Here is a 23,456-nt window from a genome sequence, read left to right as displayed (position 1 = left end):
GGCCGGGCTGGGCGGAACATATGTGGCTGTCATTCGATCGCTTTCCCTCGGCTGCGCTGATGTCTTCCGATTCAAGCCACCTGGCCGGTTGGCCGAAAGGATTGACCGAGCCGGACAATCAACCGAGGAAACGCCGTGGGCGGATCAGCGAGCGAAGAAGCCGTTCAGGGTGCCGAAGTCGAGTGCGCCGTCCAGTTCGTCGTACGTGCCCTTGGTCAGCGCCTCGGCGGCCGCGCGCTGGGCGAGGGTGTAGGCCGCCTGGGTGACGGCGGTGCCGAGGCTCACCCGGCGCACCCCCGCAGCCTCGAACTCGGCGACGGTCGGCGCGCCCGGCCACGCCATCACGTTGACCGGCAGGGAAGTCGCGTTCACCAGCGAGGCCAGCGCGTCCAGGTCGATCAGGCCGGGCACGAACAGGCAGTCCGCGCCCGCCTCCGCGTATCCGGCGGCCCTGGCGATCACGTCGTCCAGCCGGCCCGCCGGCTCGCCGATGCCGAACAGAAAGACGTCGGTGCGCACGTTGATCACCAGCTCGGGCAGCCCGGCCCGCCGCGCCGCGGCACGAGCCGCGCGCAGCCGCTCGGCCTGCTCCCGCACCTCGAACAGCGGCCCGCCGGGGGCACGCGAATCCTCGATGTTCACGCCCACCGCGCCGGCCTCGACGACCGCCTCGACGGTCTTGGCCACGTCATCGGGTGTCGGGCCGTACCCGCCCTCGACGTCGGCCGTCACCGGGACGTCCACCGCGCCCGCGATCCGCCGGACCTGCTCGACCATCTCCTCCCTGGTCAGCCCGTGTCCATCGGTGCGGCCCAGCGACCAGGCGACCCCACCGCTCGTCGTGGCGATCGCCTTCGCCCCGGCCGCCGCGATCACCGCCGCACTGCCCGCGTCCCACGCGTTGGGCAGAACGAGAACCCCGCTACCGTGCAGCGACCGCAACGACTCCGCCTTGGCTTGCTGCGCCTTGTCTACCACGCTTCTCTCCTCTGTGTTCTCACTCGACAACGTTCTTGCACGGCAACGCATGTCCGGCCCGTGCCCGGAAAATCGGTGCCATAGCGGCGTTTGGCGACTCTACGCTGGGTTCATCACCTGGCTCCGGCCGCGGCCCCGTAGGCGGTCAGGTGCGCCACCGCGACCGCGCGCCACGGCCGCCACCCCTCGGCGACCAGAACCGGTTCTAGGACGCCGAGTTCCCGCAACGCGCGGCGGACGTACGGAGCGCTGTGCGGGAACGCGTCCCGCTGGCCGAGGCGCAGCGCGATCTGCTCGGCGGCATCCGCGCCGATCCCCTCGATCGCGGACAGGCAGGACACCAGCTCGGCCGTGATGGCGCCGCTGTCAAGCACGACGTCCCCCGCGGCCACGTGCTCGGCCAGCGCCCGGACGGCAACGGCGGTGCGGTAAGGCAGGCCGAGCTCGGTGATGTCCGCACCCGCCAGCACCTCGGCCGACGGGAAAAGGTGGGTCAGCCCGTGGGTCAGGCCGGGCACCGGCTGTCCGAATCGCCGGACCAGCGCGCCCATCCGGCTCCTGGCCATCGGCAGGCCGCAGTGCTGGGCGATGACGGTGTGCACGGCCACCTCGAATTCGCCCCACGCGCCGGGTACCCGCAGCCCCGGCCGGGCGGACACCAGTGGCCCGATCACCGGATCTGCCGACAGAGCAGCCACCGCCGGGCCGTTGTCCACGTCGATCCCGACCATCCGGCTCGCCCGTTCCACGACGTGGATCAGCCCCTCCCAGTACGGCAGGTGCGCCCGCAGAACGAGATTGCCCTGGTCGCCCGGGTGCACCTCCAGCATGCCCGCATCGCCGTCCAGGCTGATCGTCCGCCGGTACCCGCGTCCGTCGACCGACTCGACACCCGGCACTGCCCGATCGGCAAGGTAGCCGAGGATGCCGTCCCAGTCGAATGGCGGTTGGAACGGCAACCGCATCGCCAGCCCGCCGTCGGCGGCCAGCCGGTCGGCCCGGCGCCTGCGCATCCGCAGCTCGCTCGGCGAGGCCAGGAACACTTGGCGCATCTCGCGGTTGAACTGCCGCAGGCTGCCGAACCCCGAGGCGAACGCCACGTCGGCGACGGCGAGGTCGGAGTCGTCCAGCAGCCGGCGGGCAAAGTGCGCGCGGCGCGACCGCGCGAGCTGGTCCGGGGTCACGCCGAGGTGGTCGTTGAACAGCCTGCGCAGGTGGCGCGGGGACACGGCCAGCCGAGCCCCGAGGGTGCCCTCGGTGCCGCCGTCGAGCACCCCGTCGAGGATCAGCCGCACCGCGCGGCAGATCAGTTCCGGCGAATCGGTGCTGACCGGACCGGCGACCCGGTACGGGCGGCAGCGCAGACAGGCGCGGTACCCGGCCGCCTCCGCGGTGGCGGCCAGCTCGAATGTGCGGACGTTCTCGGCGAGCGGCCTGGCCGCGCACCCGGGCCGGCAGTAGATGCCGGTGGTGACCACCGCCCTGAACGTCGCCATGTCGCAGACTTATCAAGGGACCGCCGCCGGCCCGCCAGCCATACCCGGACACCGCCGAGTTGTCCGCATCTGACCAGACACTTCCCTGCGGCTCGGCAATTCTATCGTCGTGTCCACGGCTCGTTGCGCGTCCTACCCAGGAGGATCCTGTGCTCACCAAGGTTCTATCGGTCCCGCTCAAGCCCGGCAAGCAGGCCGAGGCCGAGGAGCTCGTCCGGCAGTTCGCCCGGTGGGGCCCCGAGCAGGAGCCCGCGACGCTGTCCTTTCGGGTGTACCGCGATCCGGCGCGCCCGGATTACCTGCTGTTCGTCGAGAACTTCGCCGACCAGGAGGCCTATGACGTACATACCGGCTCCGCGGCGTACAAAGAGCTCATCGCGGGCCGGTTCGCCGAGCTCGCGGTGGAGATCGTGGAGATCGACCACGAGATGATCATCAACATCTGAGTTCCCGAATCTGTACGCGGTCGTGGTGACGAAAAACGCGACAATTACTCACGGCGATGTTGCGCCCGCCAATCCGCCGCCCGCGGGGTGACCCCGTGTCGCGGGTGGTTGCCGCGTTCCCGTCCTGACAACCACCTACGGTGATAGCGTGGTCGCAGCAACCGCCATGCGGGTGATTTCGTCGCCTTTGACGAGTCCGGCTTGGTTGATTGTTCGGGCCGATCAACCCTGCCGTTCAACGCCCCCATCGACTGGAATAGCCGGCGGTGCAATGATCGACAACAAGCCTGGGGGCAAATTTTTGTCAACTTTCATCCACGGGACCAATGGTATTGGTGGGTCCAGCGTCCGACGAAGCGTAGCCGGGTTGATGTGGAGGGGATTCCGTCATGGCGAGACCGGAGAAGCCTGTTGATGTCACCGGCGGGGTGGTGGCCAGTTTTGCCAACGAGCTGCGCGAACTGCGCGCACGGGCGGGCAACCCGACCTACCGGGACATGGCACGCTCAGCGTTGTTCTCCTCGTCCGTGTTGTCCAGCGCGGCAAGCGGCACACGATTACCGACGTTGCAGGTCACGCTCGGGTTCGTGGCGGCGTGCGGCGGTGACCGCGAGGAATGGCGGCGCCGCTGGATGCGCGCCGCGAGCCTCACCAACTCCGACGCCCCGACCCGCGGCCGATATAGGAACTCGCCTGCCGACCAGGCAATGCCCCGGCCGGCCCAACTACCGTTGCGGCCAAGCGGGTTCGTCGGCAGGCGGACCGAGCTGGACCGGCTCTCCGCACCCGCGCCGACCCCGGTGGTGATCACCGGTCCGGTCGGGATCGGCAAGAGCGACTTCGCACTGCACTACGCGCACCGCATCGCCGCCGACATGGTCGACGGCCAGTTGTACGCCGACCTCGGGCCGCTGACCGGCACCGCGGCGGACGCCGGGTACGTGCTCGACGGGTTCCTGCGCGCCCTGGGTGTGCCCGCCGATCAGCTGCCGGGCATGGTGGACCAGCGCGCCGGGCTGTACCGCTCCCTGTTGGCCGAGCGGAGGCTGCTGGTGCTGCTGGACAACGTTCGCGACGAGCGGCAGGTGCGCCCGCTGCTGGCCGAGTCGCGGCACAGCGTGACCCTGGTGATCAGCCGCAGGCCCCTGCTGGGGTTGGGCGGCGTCCGCCGCATCCGGCTGGACGTGCCGCCGCGGGCCGACTCGATCGCGATGATCACCGCAGCCGTACCCGAGCGGGCCGAGGCCGAGCCGCAGGAGTGCGACCGGCTCGCCGAGCTGTGCGGCGACCTGCCGCTGGCACTGGACATCGCGCTGCGCAAGCTGGTCGCGCGGCCCGACCTGCCGCTGTGCACGGCGACCGCCAAGCTGATGGAACGCGACGGGGCGCTGAACTGGCTACGCATCGGCGACCTGTCCCTGCGCGAGTCGCTGAGATCGGCGTACCAGGAGGTCAGCGACGCCGCCAAGACCCTGCTGAGGCGAGTCGCGCGGCTTCCGTTTCGCTGCGACCCGAACTCGGTCCTGCACGACGAGGGCGAGCTCGCCGACGAGTTGATGGACGCCGGCTTGCTGCGTCGCGGTGACCGGCCGGGCGCCTACCGGGTGGAGCGGCTGGTGCGGGCATTCGCGATCGAGGCCGGCGGGTCCCCGGACGACCACACCGCGATACCGCTGCGGATCAACGTGCCGCTGCAGACGTCGCGACTCGGCACACCGGTGGCCGGGACGCCGTCGTGCGCCGTATGCCGGAACTGACCGAGGGGTCACGGTCCTGATGAGGGCGCCCCTCTGGCGAGGGGCGCCCTCATCTGGCATACCTGCTACGGGCGGCGGGTGCCCATCTGGGCGAGGGCGATGATCCAGCCCGTGATCAGGCCGTATCCCGCACCGCTCAACGCCCACAGCAGCGCCGTGTAGAAACCGGCCTGTACCGAGAGAAAGGCGGTGAGGAAGCCGGCGAGAGCCGCCGCGAAGATCACGGCGCCCCACCCGCTGAACAGGTCGGCGAGAGTCCCGCGGGCCCGCGACAGCTCCGCCCCGGCGAGGAGGCTCACGAACAGGGCGACGAACACGATGAAGAGAATCGCCTTGAGGTCCTGCGCCAACACGTCCCGCACGGGCATGTCGGCGTCGAAGGACCAAGCCGGCCACGCCAGCGTTCGCAGGAACAGCCCGCCGGCGGTGTCGGCTCTGGTGTTGTCGTTGACCCAGTCCACGAAGATGGGGCTACCGAACACCAGAACGAGGAGGAAGGCCACAATCGTGGCCACACCGGTCGCGGTGCGGCGACGCGTTCTAGTGACAACCATGAACACGGGTTCCCGAAAAGCCCACTGTTCAAACGATCAGACGACCGCGGTCGGTGCTGCGGCGGCCCCGGCCGGTACGCATGCTTCGTCCGTACGGCCGGCGACACTCCGGCCTCATACGTAGCCGGATATCGGGGTGGGGCCGGGCCCGGTCCGGTGCGCGAACCGGTAGGCGTAGGTCCGGGTGCGGCCGGCGAGCACCCGGGCGAAGGCGCCGGGGCGCACCGCGGGTGGTCGGGTTGCGGGGCAGCGCCGGCACACCGCCGGTAGCCGCGCCGCGAACCACCCCGCTCTGCGCTGAGCTTGACTCGTCAACGCCTCGTTGATCTTGGGCATGCGGTCAAAGGTGATCGCGCCGGCCGTGGCGGACCGCAGTCACGGTCGATCTCGCCCGGGCGCGCTTCTGTTCGCTGTGCGGGTGACGTCACCCAATCTGGTGCATCTTCCTGGCCAAAAAGTTGCGCTCGTGCCCCTCAGGGGTCGCTGGACCGTGTCGCGGCTCGGGCAACGGCCGGCGCCGCGCGAAGTGTTGATGTTCGCGAGTCGGTCGTACGAGCCCTGACCTGGGAGAATAGACCAAAGGCCGGGATTGGCATCGAGTCCACGACTGGCCTAGCGCGCTTCTACGGAAGGTAGGTTTTCGTGTGACCCCGGTTTTCCGCCATAAATCGGAGTACGCGACGATCTGCGTGTGTTGGATAAGCAGCGGGCGGTGTTCCGCGGGCGACAGTTCTCTCTTGCCGATCGTGACGATCTCCCCGCGGCGGTGCGCCAGCGGAAGGCGTTTCTGCCGGACCCCCTGCCGTCCGGGATTGTCTTGCGGCCCAGCACGTACGGCGAGCTGATGGCGGCCCAGGAGGCGGTGGGGCGGCTGGATGCCGCGATGGCGCAGGTGCCGCATCGGGCGACGGTGTCGCGGATGCTGCAGGCGTTGGATACCCGGTCGTCGGCGGCGATGGATGGGGTGATCGTCGGTCGCCGTGAGGTGTTGGCCGCCGCGATGCCGGGGGCTGTGGCAGCCGATCCCCATCCGCGGTGGCCGGGCTACCAACGAGTGAGCGAGATGATCGTGGAGTTGGCGCGGTCCGACCGGTCTTTGGATCCCACCGTGTGGGCCAGGATGAGCGCGGCAATGTCGGGGTCGGATGTGCCGGACGACGCATTTGCCGAGGAGCTACCGTGGCGCAGGCACATCACCTGGACCAACTCTCCTGCCGGAGAGGATCTCATCGTTCACGCACCGCCGGGGGCGGAGTTGCGGGTGGCGACCGAACAGTGGTGCGTGTGGGTGAGGGAGCAGCGCGAGTTGCCGCCGTTGGTCACGATCATTTTGGCGCAGATCCAGTTCCTCCTCATTTCGCCGTTCCCGGGCAGCGCGCATCTGGCTCGGCAGTTCCCCATCCTGATGTTGATGCGCGCCGGCGTGTTGCGCGATCCGGTGTTGCCCTTGGCGACCTGGTTGCGGCGCCACGAGGAGCGGTACCTCGCGGTCATCCGCGGCGTGCTGGACCGGGGTGATCCCGACGAGTTGATGGTCATCGCGGCCGAGGCGATCCGCGAGGCCTGCTATCAGCAGATCGAGCTTGTCGCCGAGTTGACCGACGTGCACCGCGGTACGGTCGCCAAGGTCGCGCGGAGAACCGCGGCGGTGCGGTTGGCCGAGGCGCTGATCGACCGGCCCATGATCCTGGTCCGGGAGATCCCGGAGCTCTGTGGTGTGACCGGAAATCATGCAGTCGAGGTTGCTCGACGACTCCACAAGGAGGGTCTGGTGGAGTTTGTCGACCTGAAAACGCTGGGGTTTCAGGCAGAGGAGACGATTTCCGGGAAAGCGATCGTGGCCACCGATATCGCGCGCCTGCTCACGCTGGTTCCCTCGCCCGGCCCTGAACGTCAGTCATCAGCCGGCTGACCGTGTCACCGTGACCCATCATGATGAACCGAAAGGGATCGTTGTGACCAGAAGTCCACAAGGACGGCACCGCCGCTACACGAACCGAGGCCGTCGGCGTTTCCGTCGAGAATTCCGTTGGTTTCAGCCGGTCGCCGGCCTGATTCAAGTCGTGGCCGCCATCGTGAGCTTCTTGCGGCATTCCTAGCCGGTTTCGCTGTCTGCGCCAGGTTCTTCGCCGGGCAGAGTGTCAGCGTCGGTGCGGGTGTCGATCAGGGCTTGGACACGTGCGGCCGCCGCGGCGTCGACGTCGGTGAGAAGGTCGAGCGCTCGCTGAAAGCATTTTCGTGCCACAATCCGGTGTCCGAGACGCCATTGCGCCCGTCCCCACTGCTCGAGGATCCGCGCATGCCTCCTTGGCGACACGATATTTGCCGGTTGCTCATTGAGGATCTCGTCCGCTCTGGAGAAGTAGGCCTCGGCTCGGTTCGGCCGGTCAGCAGCCAGCATGATCTCACCGATCTCGGCCAGCGCCGCCGCCTCACCGACCGGGTTGCCGGCACGGTGCTGGGTGTCGCCCAGTTCTTGTAACGTGTCGAGCGCACCTTCCGGCCTCTTCCAGCGGCGATACAGCTCGATCAAGCCGGTCAGGGCCGCCACGATGCGGTCGTGGTCGGCGATTTCGAAGGCCAGCCGGCAGGCGCGCACCCGTTGAATCTCCGCGGCCGGCATGTCACCGGCATCGGCGTAGACGTCCGCGCTGCTGGTCAGCAGCCCGATCAAGGCAACGGTGTCGCCCGCCCTGGTGGCGGCGTCCTCCCCGTGCCGGGCCAACTGGTGCCACCACGCCGGGTTGGCAACCCGATCAGCCACCCGCCAGGCCGAAGCGGCCACCGCGGTCGCGGCCGCGTGCAACCCGGCCCGCACGCCCGCCCGGATCGCCCGGACGATCCCGTCGGCATGCCGGCGCGCCCATTCGACGATGTCGTCCGGTTCATGCCGGCCCGGGTCGAGTCCGGCGCCGACGTACGCCAGGAAACGTCCGGCGATCGCCGCGGCGGTAGGGGCATCGGGCCGCTCGGGCGCGTCATAGGTCAGCCAGATTCGCGCGGCCTCCCGCAACCGCGGGTCCGCGCCGGCCGCCTGCTCCTCGAACCATCCGGCCTGCTGCAACAACGCGACCGCGGCTTCGACGTCAGCCACTGGCACATCCAGTGCCGCGGCCAAGTCCGATGCGCAGACCGTGGTCGTGCCCAGGACGGTCAGAGCGGTGAGGACTTGAACGGGGTGGGCGGAAAGGTCGGCGTAGCGGTGGGCCCAGGACCTAGTCACCCAGCACCGATCCCTCCGGCCAGGCGAAACCCCGAGCAGTCCCGCACGACCCGCTCGTCCGTCCGGTGTTCCACGCACGAGATCGACCCGTCCCGCGCCGGCCCTACCGGCTCCCGCATCGTCCAGGATGGCCCATTCGGCCTAACTCTTGCCACCGCAGCAACCGAGGTATCCCCGTTCGGTCTAGTCACCCGACGCAAACCGCCCTTCCTGTCCACGAGCCCGCGGGACAACAGTTGATCATCGCGGACCCGGTGGCGTCCACACCATCGTGATGACGCCCGGACACGCAACTACCCAACCGAGGTCGTCTCGCCCACGGACGGTGTTTCCCACCCCGGCCCGGCGGGTGCCGCTACGGTCATCGGTGGTTTCTCGCAGCCCGCATCACAGGTCGATGTGTGTGGCGGTGGTTCTGGGACAAGATCCGTGATGCTGGCGCCGTCGCGAGTCCATGCACCAAGCCGGTCGAGCGCCGCCGCGCAGCGGACAGCGCCGTTGGACTCCGGTACTTGTGTTTGCCTATAGGCAGTGCACAAGCCCGCGGTATGCCAATCCGGAGACACCGTCGGCGGTCGGCATGCCGAGCATGGGGCGGTCTGGGTGAGGTCAGCCCTCAACGGCGGTGTGCCACAGGATCTACCCAACCACCGGCCGGGAAACCAGATAACCTGAGCCGATGCCCGGCCGGCTGGGGACAGCGCTCGCGATCGGGGCGGCGGTCGCCGCCGAGCTGGTACTCGGGGTGCTCCTGGTGATCACCGGGGGCGGCGCGCCGGAGGTGGTCAACCCGTGGCGGGTGGGCGACGGGTTTCCCCAGCCGCCACCCTGTTCCATGATCGACCGTTCGCGCGTGGCCGCCCTGCTCGGCGGTGCGGTCGGCGAGACCACACTCGAGGACAGCTACTTCGTCGAGGACAACGATCCCTCCCGGCGGTGCGTGTTCACCACACCCCGGTCACGGTTCACCAGCGTCGAGGTGACGATGCGCAGCCGGCTCGGCAACCACGGGTCGCTGGAGATCACCAACCGCGGCCTGTCCGACCTCACGATGAGCGACAACCTGTCCACCAAGGAGCTCAAGCGAATCAGCGACTACGTCAGTGCCGGCTTCCAGATCGACAACCTGGTGGTGGGCTGCTACCACACCAGACCCGGGATCCCCGGGCGGGAGCTGCCCGACGAGGAGACCGCCCGACGCATGCGCGACGACATGACCGCACTGGTACACGACATCACCGGCAAGCTCACCCCGCGCAACCGCACCACCCCGACAAACACTCGCTAGGACGAGTACGAGCCGCCCTCGTACCGGCCACCGCCATCGTGGCCGAACCGGGTGGGGCCGTCCGCGGGACGGTGGGCGACCCAGGTGTCGGCTCGGACGCCAGCGACATCGACGACGCCGGCATGATCGCTTCCAGCGTGCGGTGGGTGCGGCCCCGATGCCGAGCCCGAGGTCCTCACCGGAGTCCCCGGCGGCGGGCCCGTCACCCTGGCCGTTCAACGACCACCGGCCGCCTTTCTCCCCGGCCCTCGATGTGCGGCCGGGTTACCGACGTGCTGCGCTCGACCAGTCAGGGGTTGGCAGCCGCGGTTCAGAAACTCGAGTGCAGCGGGGCGGTGGGGTCCGGGATGTATGCGCAGCAGGTGCCGGTGTTGATCGCCTGGCGCAGATGCCCACCCAGGACTGGGTCGTGCGCCATGATGTGGGCGATGACCGACCTGATGGCTTTCGTCACGGCTGTGCGCGCTCGCTCGGCGTTCGAACCAAGTGGCTGCGCAGCGACGGTGCCGGCACCCCGGTGGAGCACATCGACTTCCCGGAACCCGGAACGAAAACGGTGCCGACCGGTGGCAGCGATGGGGCCAGCCCGGCGAGACACTCACCGGATGGGAACAAATCACCATTCCCACGCCGAGGAACGTCACCGGTGAGCGCCTCACCTTTCCCACACCTGCCCCAACGCCCCCGGCTGAGCACAGGTCGTCCAACGCTGCTCCCCGCCTGAGCAAGGTCGACGAGCTCCGGTCCGGGTTGCAGGAGCCGACAGTGCGCAGGTGCGGCCGTAGAAGACACAACGCGGCCAACAACCACGCGCCAAGCCTGCAAGTCCTCGTAATCGGCGACCAGAGATGCGGAACACCACGAAGTTGGTATCGGGGCGTTCCAACGTAATCTTCTGCCGCGAGTCACATGCCAGCATTGACGATGGTATAGAACTTGACCATATCTGTGGTCTGCAAGGATGGCCCCGCACTCGTGTGGTCCCGATGCTTGCGCGAACGCGCAATCGCTCTTGCCTTCGTGGCCGGCGGTACGAACATTGCAGGTTTGGACCGGCTGGATTGTCCTCGTAGATGTGGATGTGTCGCGCCGTCGGGAGGCCGGGAACGACTACGCGGGTACGAGACTGGTACGTCACGAATCCAAGGTGCCGATGCACCCTGTCGTGCGGCTTCAGCGAGATGCGGGGAATGCGGCGGTGGCTGGGCTGCTTGCGCCGTCAAGATCGGTGCGGCTCCAACGGGTCCGAGTCGATCTGCCGTCCGGCGGTGGGGTCGGCGACGCGCCCGCCACGAACCATCGTGAGGGTGTCCTGTTGGTGCTGGACCGGATGCATGTGCTGTGGGGCATCGAGAACGCCGACTACGACGCGATTTACCCGGCGGTCGTCGCGCTCGGCCCCGGCACCGCAGTGACCGATCCGGCTCACCTCGCGCTCCTGCGGCGCGCCCTGAGTCGGACCTTGGAGCCGGTGCTGCCCCGCGAGGTGGCCGCCGCGCAGTACGGCGTCAATCTGGGAGCCGCCGTGGGTGCCGGGCAACCGAACAATGCCGCCGACGTGCTCATGGTGCAGGACCTGCTGCATTCCCGGTGGCATCTGACTAATGACGACTACGTCACGGAACGGGCCGCGGCGAGCGGCGGCGGGCCCACACCCGAGACGATGGCGGGGATTTCCCGGCTCAAGGCGGCGACGTTGGCGGGAACCGGGAGGACCGGCTGGGCGCCCCTGATTCGTGCCGACGAGTCAGGCCCGGCCGGTCCGGGCGGCACCGACCGGCTCGCCGACCGGACGTTCACCTACGGTGAGTTCCTGGTTTTCGTGCCGGCCGGTGCGGCCGCCAGCCTTACCAACCATGTGCATGTCTTCTTTTCCGCCGCCGGTGTGATCGGCGGAAGCTCACATGTCGAGCACCACGGCCTACGCGGAGCGGCCGACGCGGGAAGCCAGATTCTCATCGGCGTGCGCGGAGAAGAGGGCCGAGCGTTCACCATCTCGCTTCAGCAGATCGTCGACGCGCTGGCGAGCACGGGACGTCCCGCAACCGTCTCGGCCATCACTATGAGCGCGCACAGCCGCGGCAACGCCGGCCTCGCCGCCACCCTGCGGCGGCGATTGATCCCCGCCTCGTTGATCCACCACATCACCATCCTCGATGCCAACGACCAAGCCCCGACGATCCTCGCCGGGATCCGGGCCAGCGGCGTCCCGCTGAGCAACGTGACCGCGGACATCGTCACCACCGGGCAATTCGGCACGTTCCCGGCTGGTATCCGCACCAGGTCGATGGACCCAGCGGCGATTCGCGCGATCGGCTACGCCCGATTGATCAACGACGCACAGGCGCTCAGCCGGGTAAGCCCCTTCCCACCGGCGATCGCGGCATTGGCCGCCGCACTGCCACTCCCGGCGCGGGGCAGCTTTACCACGGCGAACCCGGCCCCCAGCGGCAAAGTCAACATCAACGCGTTCACCCGAGATCCCACCCACGCCGCGGCGTTACGGGCGCTGAGGACGGGTGAACGCCGAGTGTCCGACGTCGGCGCGCTCGCCGGGTCGGAAGAGAGGTCCGCATACGCCTTCATCGAATGGAACGACCTGCTGAACCTCCGCAATCCCAACGACCCCAGATCTACCTGGCGGTCAGTGTCACCCGGTATCTACTCCCACCATCTGTTCGTGGCGGAGGTGGCCGGCGAGACTTTGGCTTGATGTCATCCAGAGACGATTAGGTGGCGGGGCTCACCCCACGCGAACGTCCGCTCTGGCATGCGGGACTGGTCTCCGACCGCGGTACAGCTCGGTAGCCTGGACTGTCGCTGTGAGGCCAGATGGCTCGGCCTGGCGCCGAATGTCGACGCCACCGCTGTGTGCTCTTGACGGCCGGCGAGATCAGGCGGCTTGAGGGGTTCGACGTCAAGTAGTGGTCATCACGGCGGGTCACCTTAACGGATACCTAGCCCTACCGGCCGTGGTACCCAGGTTTCACCTGTGCTGGTAGGTCCAGTGCCATGGCTCGCTCGCCACGTCGTTGACGAAGCCGTACTTCGCCGCGTTCTCGCGTAGCCAGGCCTGGACTCGTGGATTGGTGACGTTGATGTCGGCGGACAGTCCGAGCCCGTGCGTGCTTCGACCGGGTGGCGCCGCCAGGTTGCCGGTCCCGTTCTGGTAGTCGCGGTACAGCTGCGCTTGTTCGGCATAGCTTCGATATCCGGAATTGACATGGAGATCGAGGCCGGCGGCCCGGGCGGCGGCGTCCATCCGGCGAAACGCCCGGGCGACCGGCTCGAGCAGCTTCTCGCCGTCTCCGACGGAAGCCAGCCTGCTCGCCGGCACGTGGCCGTTACGCAGTCCCGATACGTCGACCCTGGCCGGTGTGCCGTCGCCGGACCGCGGTTCGTGGTCGCGGTCACGGTCACGGTGCAGGTGCTGCCGCAGGTCGCTGCGGCGGCGCACGATGGTGCCCATGATCAGGGCCTCGAGGACTGCCCGCTCGGCCCGGTCCGCGCGGCCCATGCCGGTGGCGAACCGCAGCGCGTCCGACCGGGTCCACTTGCCGTCGGCGCCGTCGGCGCGCTCGGCGAGGCGACGCACCCGCTCGGCGAACCGGGCGTGCCAGTCCATTCGTTCCTCGGCCTTGGGCAACATGGGAGGCGACTGGAGGAAGGCGAAGGCCTGCGTGATCAGGCCGGCCAGCGCGGTGTCGGTGAGCGCGGCCCTGGCCGGCTCCAGATCGCGTTCGATGTCGGCCACCACCCGCCGGACATGCCGGACCCGGTCGGCGCAGCGGTCGAAGAACGTGTGCAGCTCGCGCAGCTCGTGCAGGTCGAGCACGATCCGGTCGCTGGCCGGGCGAGCGTCGCCTCTTGCCGGCCGCCGGCGCCGTTCACCGTCCGACCGCTCACCGCCGGACTGCCCGCCGCCGCTGGAATGTCCGCCGCCGCCGGAGTGCCCGCCGGCAACCTGCTGCGCCGCCGCCCGCGCGGTGTCGAGATACCGCCGGTAGCTGCCGTTGGTGTAGGCCGACCACGGGGTCCAGTTGGTGCCATGATCGGAGATCGACCAGGCGTGCCGGGCGTTGGTGGCGGGGTCGAGGTTGGCCTTGGCGTCGCGCTCGTCGCCGGTGCCGTAGTCGGAGCGCAGCGAGCGGATCTGCCACAGGCCGATCGACGGACCCCATGTGCCGTCGGTGATCGTGGTATCCCCGCGGGCCTTGGGATTGCCGCCGGACTCGGCCAGCGCCACGGCGACCGCGGTGGTCAGCGCCTGACCGCGAAAGCCGGCCGCGTAGGCATGTTCGGCGATCTCACGCGCGGAGAGCCTGCTCATCCCGTCCACTCCGATCCGAGGATTTCCACCACGTCACGCACCTCGTCGCGCAGGGTGCCGGTGCTCACCGGCCGCAGCTTGGTGTGTCCCGCAAGGCCCGTCGGCGGCACGGCGGGGTCGACATCGGCCAGGGGGTCGTCGTCGGGTACGGCGAGCCAGACACCCGTCGAACCGGTCTCCAGCCAGGTGATCGCCGCGCATCGGGTGGTGGATCCGTTACGGTGCGAGGACCGCACGGTCACGGTCGTGCCCAGGTCGCCGAGCACCCGTGCCACGACCTCGGCGGTCCCGGGCGGCAAACCGCGCCGCACCAACATTCCACGCGTGTGCTCGGTGGCCCCGGTCGCCGACCGCCGCTCGGCCTCGGCGAGTAGATCGGTGGGCAGGGTCACGCCGGGGTGGGACGCCTCGGTGTCGGGTAGGTGATCGACCAGGTCGGCCACCAGCCGCTCGACCGGATCCGGGTCGGCTGGTTCGACCTGCCACAGGTCCGGTCCGTGCTCGGCGCAGCTGACCACTCCCGCCGCGCCCTTCGCGATCAGGCGGCGGCCCGGCCGAACCGCGCCATCTCGTTGCACGTCAACGAGAACACGGCCGGTCAGGAATGGTCCGAGGGCCAGCGAGAGGTCATCGGCCAGGCTGACGTCTCCCGCGCCGGAGCTCGCCAGCCCCCTAGCGAGCAGCCCGCGCAACGCGACCAGGTCGGCCACCGGCATGTCCTCTGTGGACCAGTCGGCCCGCAGCGCGGCCGGCACCGGAGCTCCCGCGACCGTGGTCGACACCCGAAGTTCGTCGGTGGTGAGCACGAGCGCCGCGGTCATGGCTGCACCCGCGTCGCGGCGTTGGTTACCTGGGCCGCCCGGATCAGCATCACCCGCAGCGACTCCATCAGTTCGCGGTTGTGCCCGGCCCGCACGGCCTGGTGCACGGCGTGCCGCCGGAAGGAGTCGGCGGAGCGACCGGTCCACCGCAGCTCCCGCAGCCGCCGCCGGACATCGTCACCGATGTCATCGAGGCGGCGGATCTCGGCGGCGATCCGCTCCGCCGCCTCCTCGAACCGCGCCCCCGCGCCATTTCGTGAAGGGTCCTTCTTGACCATCACCAGCCTCCTCGAGCCTCGTTCACCCGAAGTCTGGCCGGCTCGTCAGTACGATGAAACGGGAAAGGCTCCCCAAGAAGAAACCGCCTCGGACCACACGTCCGAGGCGGTCTCACCGAGCGGCTACGGCGCCCAGATACACCCTAGCCATTCTTCATAGTCATCCGGCCAGCCGTCTGGTCGACCTTCGCCGATAAAGTACCTTCGTCCATCATTGGCGTGATACTTGAAGCGGTACATGCGCCGCTGGCCGGGGGCGCATTGACCGTCGGGAGCCTGAATAAAGGCGCCCACGGCGTAGTGCTTGTCGAAGTTCGGAATGACTGGTTGATCATTCTTGGTGTAGTAGTGATTGCGCTCGAAGCCACCGCAGTTGCTGGGTTTGCCCGTACAGTAGAAGTCATTGATCGTCCACGTTCCACCGACCGCCGCGTTGTAGGCCCACCCGATATGGACGGGGTTCGCATAGCCTTCCACCGGGGCGTTGCCCAGCCGGACGATCCACACCGGGTCGTTGTTGGCGGCGCGGAAGCGGTACAGCGGTTGGAGTCCCGCGCCCTGGTTGTTCGAATAGTGCAGGATCACGTTGCCGCCCTGCTGTGGCGTGCCCGGTGGCGGCTCCTGGGACAGAACGACGTTGGGGGTGTTGGACAGCGGCACATCCGCGCGCGCGTCGCAGGTGTAGCCGGCGTTGCTCGCGGCCTGGCACGCCGCGTTGATCTCGGTTCCGACCATAGGTGGGACGCTGGGCGGCGGCGACGCGCCGTAGACGTCCAGCACGATCGAACCCCCGATCCCCACCGGGCTGCCTGGCGGTGGTGACTGCGACGCGACTTGGCCGGCCTGGTCGGGTGTGTGTCGCCCACTAGACAACTGCATGGTGCAAGTGACCCGGTTGCGGGAGGAGGCAATGACTCTCTGGCACTCGCTCTCGCCGTTGCGGCCGGCCAGGTTCTCCATGAGAACCGTGTTCCAGAACCGAATGGTGACCGTGGTGTCGAGCTCGACACGCGTGCCCGCCGCGGGGTTCTGCTCGGCGACGACGTCCAAATCGGACCACGTACGTCCGGTGCCGGGCATGGGTTCCTTGACGCACTTCAGTTGGCCACCGGCGCCGGGTTCCCCCGCGCCGCTCAGAATCTTCGCGCAGGCCGCGTCGGACAGCAGGTTGACGACGCTGGGCACCGAGACCGGCCCGTACACGAAGACCCGCACGACCGAGCCCTCGGGGACCCGGCTTCCGCCGAGCGGTTTGGTGTCGCGGACCGTTCCGGTGGGGCCGCCCGGGCCCACCTCGACGATGTCGCAACGCAAGCCGACGGCCCTGACGCGGTCGCAGGCGACATCCTGTTGAGTCCCACGCGCGATCTCGGGCACGGTGACCCGCGACGGTGGTGGATCGGTTGCCTCGGTGCTGGGTGGCGGAGCCGTCGTGGGGGGCGGCGGGACCGTGCTCGGCGGAGTGTCCTTGGGCGGCGCCTGGTCCTTGTGCTCGCCCTGGGTGGTGTCGCTCTGCACGCCCGGCCGGTCGCCCTTGTCGATCACCGCGGGCCGGCCATCGCGGCCGACCACCACGACACGGCGGTCGAACTGGTCGTTGGCCCACACGCGGTGGTCGCGCACCTCGAGGGTGAACCGCTCGTGCTCGCCGGGGACCGGGACATCGTCGTGCGGGGTGCCGCTCGGCAGCTCACGGACGAAGAGCCGGTGCTTGCGCGGGGCGTACTGCGGGATGTAGGCGCGGTCGTCGAGGATCACCGGCGCGCCGAGGCTGTTGGGCGAGTCGGTCGGCAGCGTGCCGATGTCATGAACGGCACGGGTTCGCGGGTCGACGGCGAACAGCCGGCCGTCCTTGCGATCCAGCACGAGGAGATAGCGGCCCGCCCCACGCGGGGACCCGACCACGACGCTCGGCCCGGACGGTACCGGACGGCTGGCGATCGCGCGCAGCGGCCGGGCGGCGATGTCGAGCGCCTCCCCCTTCGAGGTGATTCCCACCGGGCGCCCGTCGGCCACGCTGAGCTGCCTGATCGGGTCGGGGGCGGTGACCCGGTGGACGATGCGGTCACGCACGACGTGCACGGCCTTCTCGTCGTCGGTCAGCACCCAGATGCCGCCGGCCCCGTCGGGAACGGCGGTCCGGCTGGCGCCGCCGTCGATCTGTACCGGCGGCGGCGCCGGCCCGTCGACGCCGAGCTGCCGGACGGTGTTCCCGGTCGGATCGACGACGTAGCCCGAGTCCTTCCCGGCGACCACCGCGGGCTGCTCCCCCGGCGGTACCGGCTTGTCCTTGCCGGCCTGGGGTGGCGTCACGGTGGAGTCGGTTCCGAGGTCGCGCGGGTACACGCGCACCTCGCCCGTCCGGTTGTTCACCGCGGCGGCCCGGCCGTCCTGCAGCTCGACGACCTCGATCTCCTCCTTGCCGGTCGCCAACGCCCTGGCCTCGTTCTCAACGCGCTGCGTCTCGCTGTTCACCTGCGAGATGCCGTGGCCGTGCGGAACGTGGTTGGTGCCGTCGTTCAGTTCCGGCGTCGTCGCGCTGTAGCCCACCCCGAATGACGCGGCGAGAACGCCGGCGAGAAGCGTTCCGACCAGGACGGTCGACCCGGTCCTGCCTCGTCCGATCATTCTGCGCAGGATGGTCACGTCTTACTCCTGTGCCTCGGCGGCGGAAGACGTCCGGCAGAATACAAAAGCCGTTGCGGGGGTGTAACTAGGGAGCGCTTCCCAACTGGACGAGGAGTAACCGGAGCATGAGCGTGACGGTCCACGCGGAAATGGACAAATATGTCCTCCAGATTGGACACGAGTTCAGTTTCGGCAGGTCCACGCAGTGCACGCACTGCCTGGCCCCGGACGACGCCGCGATTTCCCGCACGGCCGGCATCATCCGGTCCGACAACGGAACGTGGTTTCTGGTGAACGTGAGCTCTACTCGCATGTTGGAAGTGGTCGACACGCACGGGATCCGCAGCGTGCTCGCGCCGGGCCGAAAATTCGCCCTGGAAGGCCGCATGCGTGTTCTGGTGCAGGGCAGCCGGCCCAAGCCGTACCTGCTCCGCGTGGACGCGCCGGAGCGCCGGACACCGCAGGTCGAGCTACCGGTCGACGGCGTGCCCACCACGATCGGCCAGGACGTGACGATCACACAGCAGGACCGGCTGGCGCTGATCGCCCTGTTCGCCGGCTACCTGGAGGAAGGCGACCGGTACGACCCGCACCCGCGCTCGTACGAGGCGGCCGCCAAACGGTTGGGGTGGGCTAGAACCACGCTCGTGAAGCGGATCGAGTACCTGCGCAGCCGGCTCGACAAGGCCGGTGTGCCCGCCATGACGGGCCCGAACGCGCTGAGCAACCTGGCCGAATACGCACTGACTAGCCGGCTGATCAACTCCGGCGATCTCCGGCTGCTGCCGGGCAGGTAGTGGGCAGGGCTTCCCATTTCCATTGCGGCGCAAGCCTCTTAGCGTCGAGCCGACCGGAACGAATCGACCCGAGGAGCTGCCATGATCAAGGCGGAGCTGGCCGAGCTGGAGACGCTGTCCCGCCGCTTGGGCGTGTGCGGTGGGGAGGTCACCGACCTGCAGCGCGCCCTCACCACGCTGATCAACACCACCACCTGGACCGGCGCGGCCGCGGACCGGTTCCGGCAGGCGTGGGAGAGCGAGTTCAACCCGGCGCTGCGCAACCTGGCCGATGAGCTCAGCCGCGCGGCGCAGGAGGTCGACCGGCGCAAGCACCTGATCGACCAGGCCGCCAACCACTGACGGCCATGACCGAGATCGAGCTGGTCTGTGTCGGCCCGGACGGCGTGTCGCGTCCGGTGGTCGTCACGGCCGCACCGTCCCACCGCATCGCGGACCTGACCGCGGCTCTGGCCGAGCACCTCGGCGACCGGGCCGCCGGTCCCCTGTATCTGGGGACCATGCCGGTACCGGGTGACGTGTCGGTGGCGGATTCGGGACTCGCCAACGGCGCCGTGGTCGGGGTCGGCCAACCGCTGCTGACCTCCGGCCACGGCGTGACCAGTGGGGAGATTCCGGAGATCTCGGTCGTCGGCGGCCTGCATGGCGGACCGAGCCGCCTGCTGTATCCCGGCACCGAACTGCGGTTGGGCCGCGGACCGGAGGCCGACCTGGCGATTGCCGATCCGGAGGTCAGCCGTGTCCACGCCACGATCTCGGTCGGCGCGGACGGTGTCGTATGGCTGGCGGATGCCAACTCCCACAACGGAATCCGCTGGCAGGGATGGCGGCTGACCGAACCGGCCCGGCTCGCCGTCGGCGACGTGGCCGGCCTGGGCGAGACGGTGCTCGGCCTGCGCCCGACGGTGCTTGCGGACGCGGACGTCACGGCCGAACCGGGAAACGGTACGCGCTGGTTCAACCGGCCGCCGCGGATCTCCATGCCGGAGCCGCCCCACGCGCTGCTGGTGCCGGTGGAACCGGACAAGCCCAGCGGTTTCCGGTTCCCGTGGATCGCCGTGCTGCTGCCGCTGCTGTTCGGCGGGGGGCTGTACGTCCTGCTGCCCAACGCCGGCTACTTCCTGCTGATCATGCTGCTCAGCCCGGTCATGGTGCTGGCCAACCTGATCGGGGACCGGCGTTCGGGGCGCCGGGAGTACGCGGCGCGGAAGAAGGAGTACGACCTGGCGCTCGAGACGTTCCGCGGCGCACTCGCCGCCGCGTGCGCCGCGGACGAGCGCCGGGCGCGTGCCGTCCACCCCGATCCGTCCTGGGTCGCCGCTGCCGCGTGCGCACCATCCGCACGGCTATGGGAAAGGCGCCCGAGCGATCCCGACTTCCTTCGGCTGCGGCTGGGCTTGCACGACCGGCAGGCCGAGCTGCGGCTGCGGTTCGATCCCCGCTATCCGCAACCCCGCGGTGGCTCGGCCGAGTTGCCCGCGGTGCCCACCGTGCGCGACGTTCCCGCGACGGTCGAGCTGCGCCGGGTCGGAGTCCTCGGCATGGCCGGGGAACGCCGTGGCCTGCTCGCCGCCGCGCGGGCAGTCGTGACCCAGGCGGGCGGGCTGCACGCGCCGCGGGACCTGGGCGTCGTCGTCATCACCGGGCAGGACGAATCCGCTGACTGGGAATGGGCGACCTGGCTGCCGCACACCCGGCCGTCCGGCCCGACGTTCGGCAGCTCTCGCCTGGTCGCCACGGACGGCGCCCAGGCCGAGTCGAGGCTGTCCGAACTGCGCGCACTGGTCGCGGAACGCCTTGTGCGGCAACGCTCCTCGCTGCGCACGGGACGCTCGGCCGGCCGGGAGTTCCTCGTCGTCGTGGACGGCGCCCGGCGGATGCGCGGACTGCCCGGGCTGGCCGAGCTGCTGGCCGACGGGCCCACCGCCGGTGTGTACGCCCTCTGCCTGGATGACGACGAGACGGCGCTGCCGGCGGAATGCGGCGCGACCGCCGTGCTGACCAGCCCGTCCGGAAGCCGGGCCCGGCTGCGTCGCGCCGACCTGCCGGTCATCGAGGACCTCCTGGTGGACGGCCTCGAGCCGGGCCACGCCATGCGGATGGCGCTGGCGCTGGCGCCGCTCGACACGCTCGGCGTGCCCGCGGGTGCGGAGGCGCTGCCGGAGCGGGTCCGGTTCACCGAGCTGGCCGGGCTGGCGATCTCGGGCCGGGAGACCGACGGCGAGCTGGTCCGCGCGGCGTGGGCGGGCTCACCCGAGGGCCGGTCCACCACGGCCGTGCTTGGCGTCGGCCCGTCCGGGCCGCTCACCGTCGACCTTCGCCGGGACGGCCCGCACGCGCTGATCGCCGGCACGTCGGGCGCCGGGAAATCCGAGCTGCTGCAGACCCTGATCGCGTCGCTGGCCGTGCGCAACATGCCCGACGCGCTGACCTTCGTCCTGGTCGACTACAAGGGCGGGAGCGCATTCGCCGCCTGCGCGGAGCTTCCACACTGCGTCGGGTTGATCACCGACCTCGACGGGCACCTGGTCGGCCGCGCGCTGGACTCGCTGTCGGCCGAGCTCCGCCGCCGGGAGAAGCTGCTCGCCGACGCCGAGGCGAAGGACATCGACGACTACTGGGCCCGCACCGGAGACCGGTTGCCCCGGCTGGTGATCGTGGTGGACGAGTTCGCCTCGCTGATCGAGGAGGTCCCGGAGTTCGTTCCGGGCGTGGTGGGCATCGGCATGCGCGGCCGAAGCCTCGGCGTGCACGTGGTGCTCGCCACCCAGCGTCCGGGCGGCGTGGTGACCGCCGACCTGCGGGCCAACCTCAACCTGAGGATCTGCTTGCGGGTCACCGCGGAGAGCGAGTCGGTGGACGTGATCGACGCACCGGATGCCGCCCGCATCACCTCGCGTCAACCGGGCCGGGCATACCTGCGCACCGGCCACGGCGACCTGACTGCCTTCCAGGCCGCCCGGGTCGGCTGGCCCAGGGCCGCCGATGCCGAGTCGCCGGGCCCGGAGCCGGTGTCCGTGCGCCCCCGGCGGACGACGGAGCTCGGCCGCTCGCCCAGGGCGGGCGCGAGCGCGGCCGCCGACGTGGACGCCGATGGGCACACCGATCTGACCGCCCTCGTGGCCGCGAGCCGAGTGGCCGCGCGGCAGCTGGGCCTGAGCAGTCCGCGGCGCCCGTGGCTGCCGCCGCTGCCCGACGTCGTCACCGCGGAACTCTCGCCGGGTTCCCAACGGCCGCCGCTCTGTGTCCTATTAGGACTCGTCGATCGGCCCACCGCGCAGGCACAGGACGCCTTCGAGCTCGATCTCGAGCGGACCGGGCCGATCGCAGTGGGTGGCACGGTGCGGACCGGTCGCTCCACCGCGTTGCGCGCCATCGCCGCCGGCCTGTGCGCGGCCACCGGACCGGACACCGTGCACATCTACGGCCTGGACTGCGGCAATCGGGCCCTGGCGCCGCTCGCCGAGCTGCCGCACAGCGGCGCCATTGTGGATGCCGAGGACTCGATGCGGGTGGCGCGCCTGCTGGACTGGCTGGACGGTGAGGTGCGCCGCCGGCAACGCGTGCTGGCCGGCGGGTACAGCGGTCTTGCCGAGCAACGCCGGGCCGCCGCGCCGGCGGACCGGTTGCCCTACCTGATCCTGCTGCTGGATCGGTTGGAGGGATTCCGATCCGCCTTCGACGAGCACGACGGCGGCCGCCTGGTGGAGCTGCTGGAGGGACTGCTGCGCCGGGGACCGGCCGTCGGGCTGGTGACGGTGCTGAGCACGGACCGCACCGCGTTCGGACCACGGATCGCCACCGCCATCGAGCACCGGTTGGTGCTGCGCCAGGCGGATCGGGACGACGTCGCGGTCTTCGGGCTTTCGCCGCGGGCCGTGCCGGCCCGGATGCCGGCGGGCCGGGCGATCTGGACGGCCGCCGGAGAGGAGGTCCAGCTCCCGCTCCTCGACGCAGACCCGTCCGGGGCCGCACAGATCCGGGCGCTGGCCGGGCTCGCCGCACGCCTGCGCGCCGCTGCGGACGACCTGGACCCGGCGTTGTTGCCGCACCGCATAGATCCGCTGCCGGACCGGATCTCCATCGCCGAGGCCGAGGCGCTCAGGGGAGCCACCCGGTCGCCGGCCGCCACCGTCTGCACTCCGGCCGTCGGCGGAGACCACGCGGGCCCGGTCGACGTCGATCTCGCCGAGGTCGGTGGAACGTTCGTCGTCGCCGGTCCTGGCCGATCGGGACGGTCCAGCACGCTGGCCACCATCGTGCACGGCCTTGCCGGCCGTCCCGACGGCCGGCTTCCGGTCGTGCTGGTGACACCGCGGCCGTCGCCGCTGCGGCAGGTGGCCGACCTGGCCGGTGTGCTCGGCGTGACCACCGGCGCGGCCCCGGCGGAGTTCGACGATCTGGTCCTGTCCGCCGGCGGTCCGGTCGCCGTGGTCGTTGACGACGGCGAGCTGGTCGACGAGCTTGCGCTGGGCGAGGCGTTGGAACGTTTCCTCCTCGAGGCACGGGAGACCGGGTCGGTGCTCGTGGCGGCGGCCACGACCGACGACCTGTTGATCAACCGGTATCGCGGGTGGCTGGCCCAGGCCCGCCGGGCGCGCAGCGGGCTGCTGCTCAACCCGGCGAGCCATCTCGCCGGCGAGGTCTTCGACGTGCGGCTGTCCCGGTCCATGGCGGGCGGCTGGCCACCCGGGCGCGGTCTACTGGTGCTTCGTGGACAGGCTACGTTGGCGCAGGTGCCGCTGCACCTGACCGAGGACCTGGTTGGTGGGCCGGGTGATGCCCGATGACCGCGACGATCGACCACCGGCCGCGGGTACTGTGTAACGGCCCGCACGCCGTGCGTGATGTGTTCGGCGT

The 23,456-nt window shown here is 70.0% G+C and carries 18 protein-coding genes; 8 read left to right on the top strand and 10 right to left on the bottom strand.

The window, feature by feature from the left end; genetic code table 11:
* Positions 1 to 144: 144 nt before the first annotated feature.
* Together VGX25_RS16285 and VGX25_RS16280 are read right to left on the bottom strand one after the other, a co-directional pair.
* Complete coding sequence (locus VGX25_RS16285; RefSeq protein ID WP_326918631.1) at positions 145 to 978, bottom strand: isocitrate lyase/phosphoenolpyruvate mutase family protein; 834 nt, start codon at positions 976 to 978, stop codon at positions 145 to 147.
* A 113-nt stretch (positions 979 to 1,091) separates the two neighbouring features.
* A complete protein-coding gene (locus VGX25_RS16280) occupies positions 1,092 to 2,474 on the bottom strand; it encodes an AlkA N-terminal domain-containing protein (protein WP_326918630.1) in 1,383 nt (460 codons plus the stop codon).
* A gap of 149 nt (positions 2,475 to 2,623) precedes the next feature.
* Between VGX25_RS16280 and VGX25_RS16275 the strand changes: the two genes are divergently transcribed.
* Together VGX25_RS16275 and VGX25_RS16270 are read left to right on the top strand one after the other, a co-directional pair.
* Positions 2,624 to 2,920: a putative quinol monooxygenase gene (locus VGX25_RS16275; RefSeq protein ID WP_326918629.1), complete on the top strand. Its 297-nt coding sequence runs from the start codon at positions 2,624 to 2,626 to the stop codon at positions 2,918 to 2,920.
* A gap of 389 nt (positions 2,921 to 3,309) precedes the next feature.
* On the top strand, positions 3,310 to 4,677 hold the full coding sequence (locus tag VGX25_RS16270) for an NB-ARC domain-containing protein (protein WP_326918628.1): 1,368 nt from the start codon (positions 3,310 to 3,312) through the stop codon (positions 4,675 to 4,677).
* Positions 4,678 to 4,742: 65 nt separating this feature from the next.
* On the opposite strand, the gene VGX25_RS16265 is transcribed toward VGX25_RS16270, so the two are convergent.
* Both VGX25_RS16265 and VGX25_RS16260 read right to left on the bottom strand, forming a co-directional pair.
* Positions 4,743 to 5,192 (bottom strand): hypothetical protein, encoded by a 450-nt coding sequence (locus VGX25_RS16265; RefSeq protein WP_326918627.1) that lies wholly within the window; start codon positions 5,190 to 5,192, stop codon positions 4,743 to 4,745.
* Positions 5,193 to 5,345: 153 nt separating this feature from the next.
* Positions 5,346 to 5,567, bottom strand: coding sequence for a hypothetical protein (locus tag VGX25_RS16260; RefSeq protein WP_326918626.1), 222 nt, complete (start codon positions 5,565 to 5,567; stop codon positions 5,346 to 5,348).
* Positions 5,568 to 5,922: 355 nt separating this feature from the next.
* On the opposite strand from VGX25_RS16260, the gene VGX25_RS16255 reads away from it, so the two are divergent.
* On the top strand, positions 5,923 to 7,143 hold the full coding sequence (locus tag VGX25_RS16255; protein ID WP_326918625.1) for a hypothetical protein: 1,221 nt from the start codon (positions 5,923 to 5,925) through the stop codon (positions 7,141 to 7,143).
* 183 nt (positions 7,144 to 7,326) lie between these two features.
* On the opposite strand, the gene VGX25_RS16250 is transcribed toward VGX25_RS16255, so the two are convergent.
* Positions 7,327 to 8,454, bottom strand: coding sequence for a hypothetical protein (locus VGX25_RS16250; RefSeq protein ID WP_326918624.1), 1,128 nt, complete (start codon positions 8,452 to 8,454; stop codon positions 7,327 to 7,329).
* A 679-nt stretch (positions 8,455 to 9,133) separates the two neighbouring features.
* On the opposite strand from VGX25_RS16250, the gene VGX25_RS16245 reads away from it, so the two are divergent.
* Positions 9,134 to 9,742, top strand: a complete 609-nt coding sequence (locus tag VGX25_RS16245; protein ID WP_326918623.1) for a hypothetical protein — start codon at positions 9,134 to 9,136, stop codon at positions 9,740 to 9,742.
* Between the two features lie 310 nt (positions 9,743 to 10,052).
* Here the strand turns inward: VGX25_RS16245 and VGX25_RS16240 are convergent, their stop codons facing one another.
* On the bottom strand, positions 10,053 to 10,196 hold the full coding sequence (locus VGX25_RS16240) for a hypothetical protein (RefSeq protein ID WP_326918622.1): 144 nt from the start codon (positions 10,194 to 10,196) through the stop codon (positions 10,053 to 10,055).
* Between the two features lie 861 nt (positions 10,197 to 11,057).
* Between VGX25_RS16240 and VGX25_RS16235 the strand changes: the two genes are divergently transcribed.
* A complete protein-coding gene (locus tag VGX25_RS16235; protein WP_326918621.1) occupies positions 11,058 to 12,455 on the top strand; it encodes a hypothetical protein in 1,398 nt (465 codons plus the stop codon).
* A gap of 273 nt (positions 12,456 to 12,728) precedes the next feature.
* Here VGX25_RS16235 and VGX25_RS16230 read toward each other — a convergent pair whose 3' ends face one another.
* The 4 genes from VGX25_RS16230 to VGX25_RS16215 all read right to left on the bottom strand — a co-directional run bounded on the left by VGX25_RS16230 (position 12,729) and on the right by VGX25_RS16215 (position 17,799).
* Positions 12,729 to 14,072: a D-alanyl-D-alanine carboxypeptidase family protein gene (locus tag VGX25_RS16230; protein WP_326918620.1), complete on the bottom strand. Its 1,344-nt coding sequence runs from the start codon at positions 14,070 to 14,072 to the stop codon at positions 12,729 to 12,731.
* On the bottom strand, positions 14,069 to 14,893 hold the full coding sequence (locus VGX25_RS16225; RefSeq protein WP_326918619.1) for a hypothetical protein: 825 nt from the start codon (positions 14,891 to 14,893) through the stop codon (positions 14,069 to 14,071). The genes VGX25_RS16230 and VGX25_RS16225 overlap by 4 nt, the downstream gene beginning before the upstream one ends.
* A complete protein-coding gene (locus VGX25_RS16220; RefSeq protein WP_326918618.1) occupies positions 14,890 to 15,171 on the bottom strand; it encodes a hypothetical protein in 282 nt (93 codons plus the stop codon). Before VGX25_RS16220 ends, VGX25_RS16225 begins: the two co-directional genes overlap by 4 nt.
* 123 nt (positions 15,172 to 15,294) lie before the next feature.
* A complete protein-coding gene (locus VGX25_RS16215; RefSeq protein WP_326918617.1) occupies positions 15,295 to 17,799 on the bottom strand; it encodes a hypothetical protein in 2,505 nt (834 codons plus the stop codon).
* Positions 17,800 to 17,924: 125 nt separating this feature from the next.
* Between VGX25_RS16215 and VGX25_RS16210 the strand changes: the two genes are divergently transcribed.
* The 3 genes from VGX25_RS16210 to VGX25_RS16200 all read left to right on the top strand — a co-directional run bounded on the left by VGX25_RS16210 (position 17,925) and on the right by VGX25_RS16200 (position 23,386).
* Positions 17,925 to 18,596, top strand: coding sequence for an FHA domain-containing protein (locus VGX25_RS16210; RefSeq protein ID WP_326918616.1), 672 nt, complete (start codon positions 17,925 to 17,927; stop codon positions 18,594 to 18,596).
* 81 nt (positions 18,597 to 18,677) lie between these two features.
* Positions 18,678 to 18,938: a WXG100 family type VII secretion target gene (locus VGX25_RS16205; RefSeq protein ID WP_326918615.1), complete on the top strand. Its 261-nt coding sequence runs from the start codon at positions 18,678 to 18,680 to the stop codon at positions 18,936 to 18,938.
* Between the two features lie 5 nt (positions 18,939 to 18,943).
* On the top strand, positions 18,944 to 23,386 hold the full coding sequence (locus VGX25_RS16200; protein ID WP_326918614.1) for an FtsK/SpoIIIE domain-containing protein: 4,443 nt from the start codon (positions 18,944 to 18,946) through the stop codon (positions 23,384 to 23,386).
* The last annotated feature ends 70 nt before the right edge of the window (positions 23,387 to 23,456 follow it).

Origin of the sequence: Actinophytocola sp. (assembly GCF_035942955.1) — a bacterium.
In the GTDB taxonomy this organism is placed as follows: Bacteria; Actinomycetota; Actinomycetes; order Mycobacteriales; family Pseudonocardiaceae; genus DASYTH01.
The sequence above is the reverse complement of the archived record's forward strand: the minus strand, read 5'-3'. Positions and strand labels throughout refer to the sequence as shown.

Coding starts and splice junctions, on each gene's coding strand:
- VGX25_RS16280 (WP_326918630.1), bottom strand. CDS start 2,474: ATGGCGACGTTCAGGGCGGTGGTCACCACCGGCATCTACTGCCGGCCC.
- VGX25_RS16270 (WP_326918628.1), top strand. CDS start 3,310: ATGGCGAGACCGGAGAAGCCTGTTGATGTCACCGGCGGGGTGGTGGCC.
- VGX25_RS16260 (WP_326918626.1), bottom strand. CDS start 5,567: ATGCCCAAGATCAACGAGGCGTTGACGAGTCAAGCTCAGCGCAGAGCG.
- VGX25_RS16245 (WP_326918623.1), top strand. CDS start 9,134: ATGCCCGGCCGGCTGGGGACAGCGCTCGCGATCGGGGCGGCGGTCGCC.
- VGX25_RS16230 (WP_326918620.1), bottom strand. CDS start 14,072: ATGAGCAGGCTCTCCGCGCGTGAGATCGCCGAACATGCCTACGCGGCC.
- VGX25_RS16225 (WP_326918619.1), bottom strand. CDS start 14,893: ATGACCGCGGCGCTCGTGCTCACCACCGACGAACTTCGGGTGTCGACC.
- VGX25_RS16220 (WP_326918618.1), bottom strand. CDS start 15,171: ATGGTCAAGAAGGACCCTTCACGAAATGGCGCGGGGGCGCGGTTCGAG.
- VGX25_RS16215 (WP_326918617.1), bottom strand. CDS start 17,799: ATGATCGGACGAGGCAGGACCGGGTCGACCGTCCTGGTCGGAACGCTT.
- VGX25_RS16210 (WP_326918616.1), top strand. CDS start 17,925: ATGAGCGTGACGGTCCACGCGGAAATGGACAAATATGTCCTCCAGATT.
- VGX25_RS16205 (WP_326918615.1), top strand. CDS start 18,678: ATGATCAAGGCGGAGCTGGCCGAGCTGGAGACGCTGTCCCGCCGCTTG.
- VGX25_RS16200 (WP_326918614.1), top strand. CDS start 18,944: ATGACCGAGATCGAGCTGGTCTGTGTCGGCCCGGACGGCGTGTCGCGT.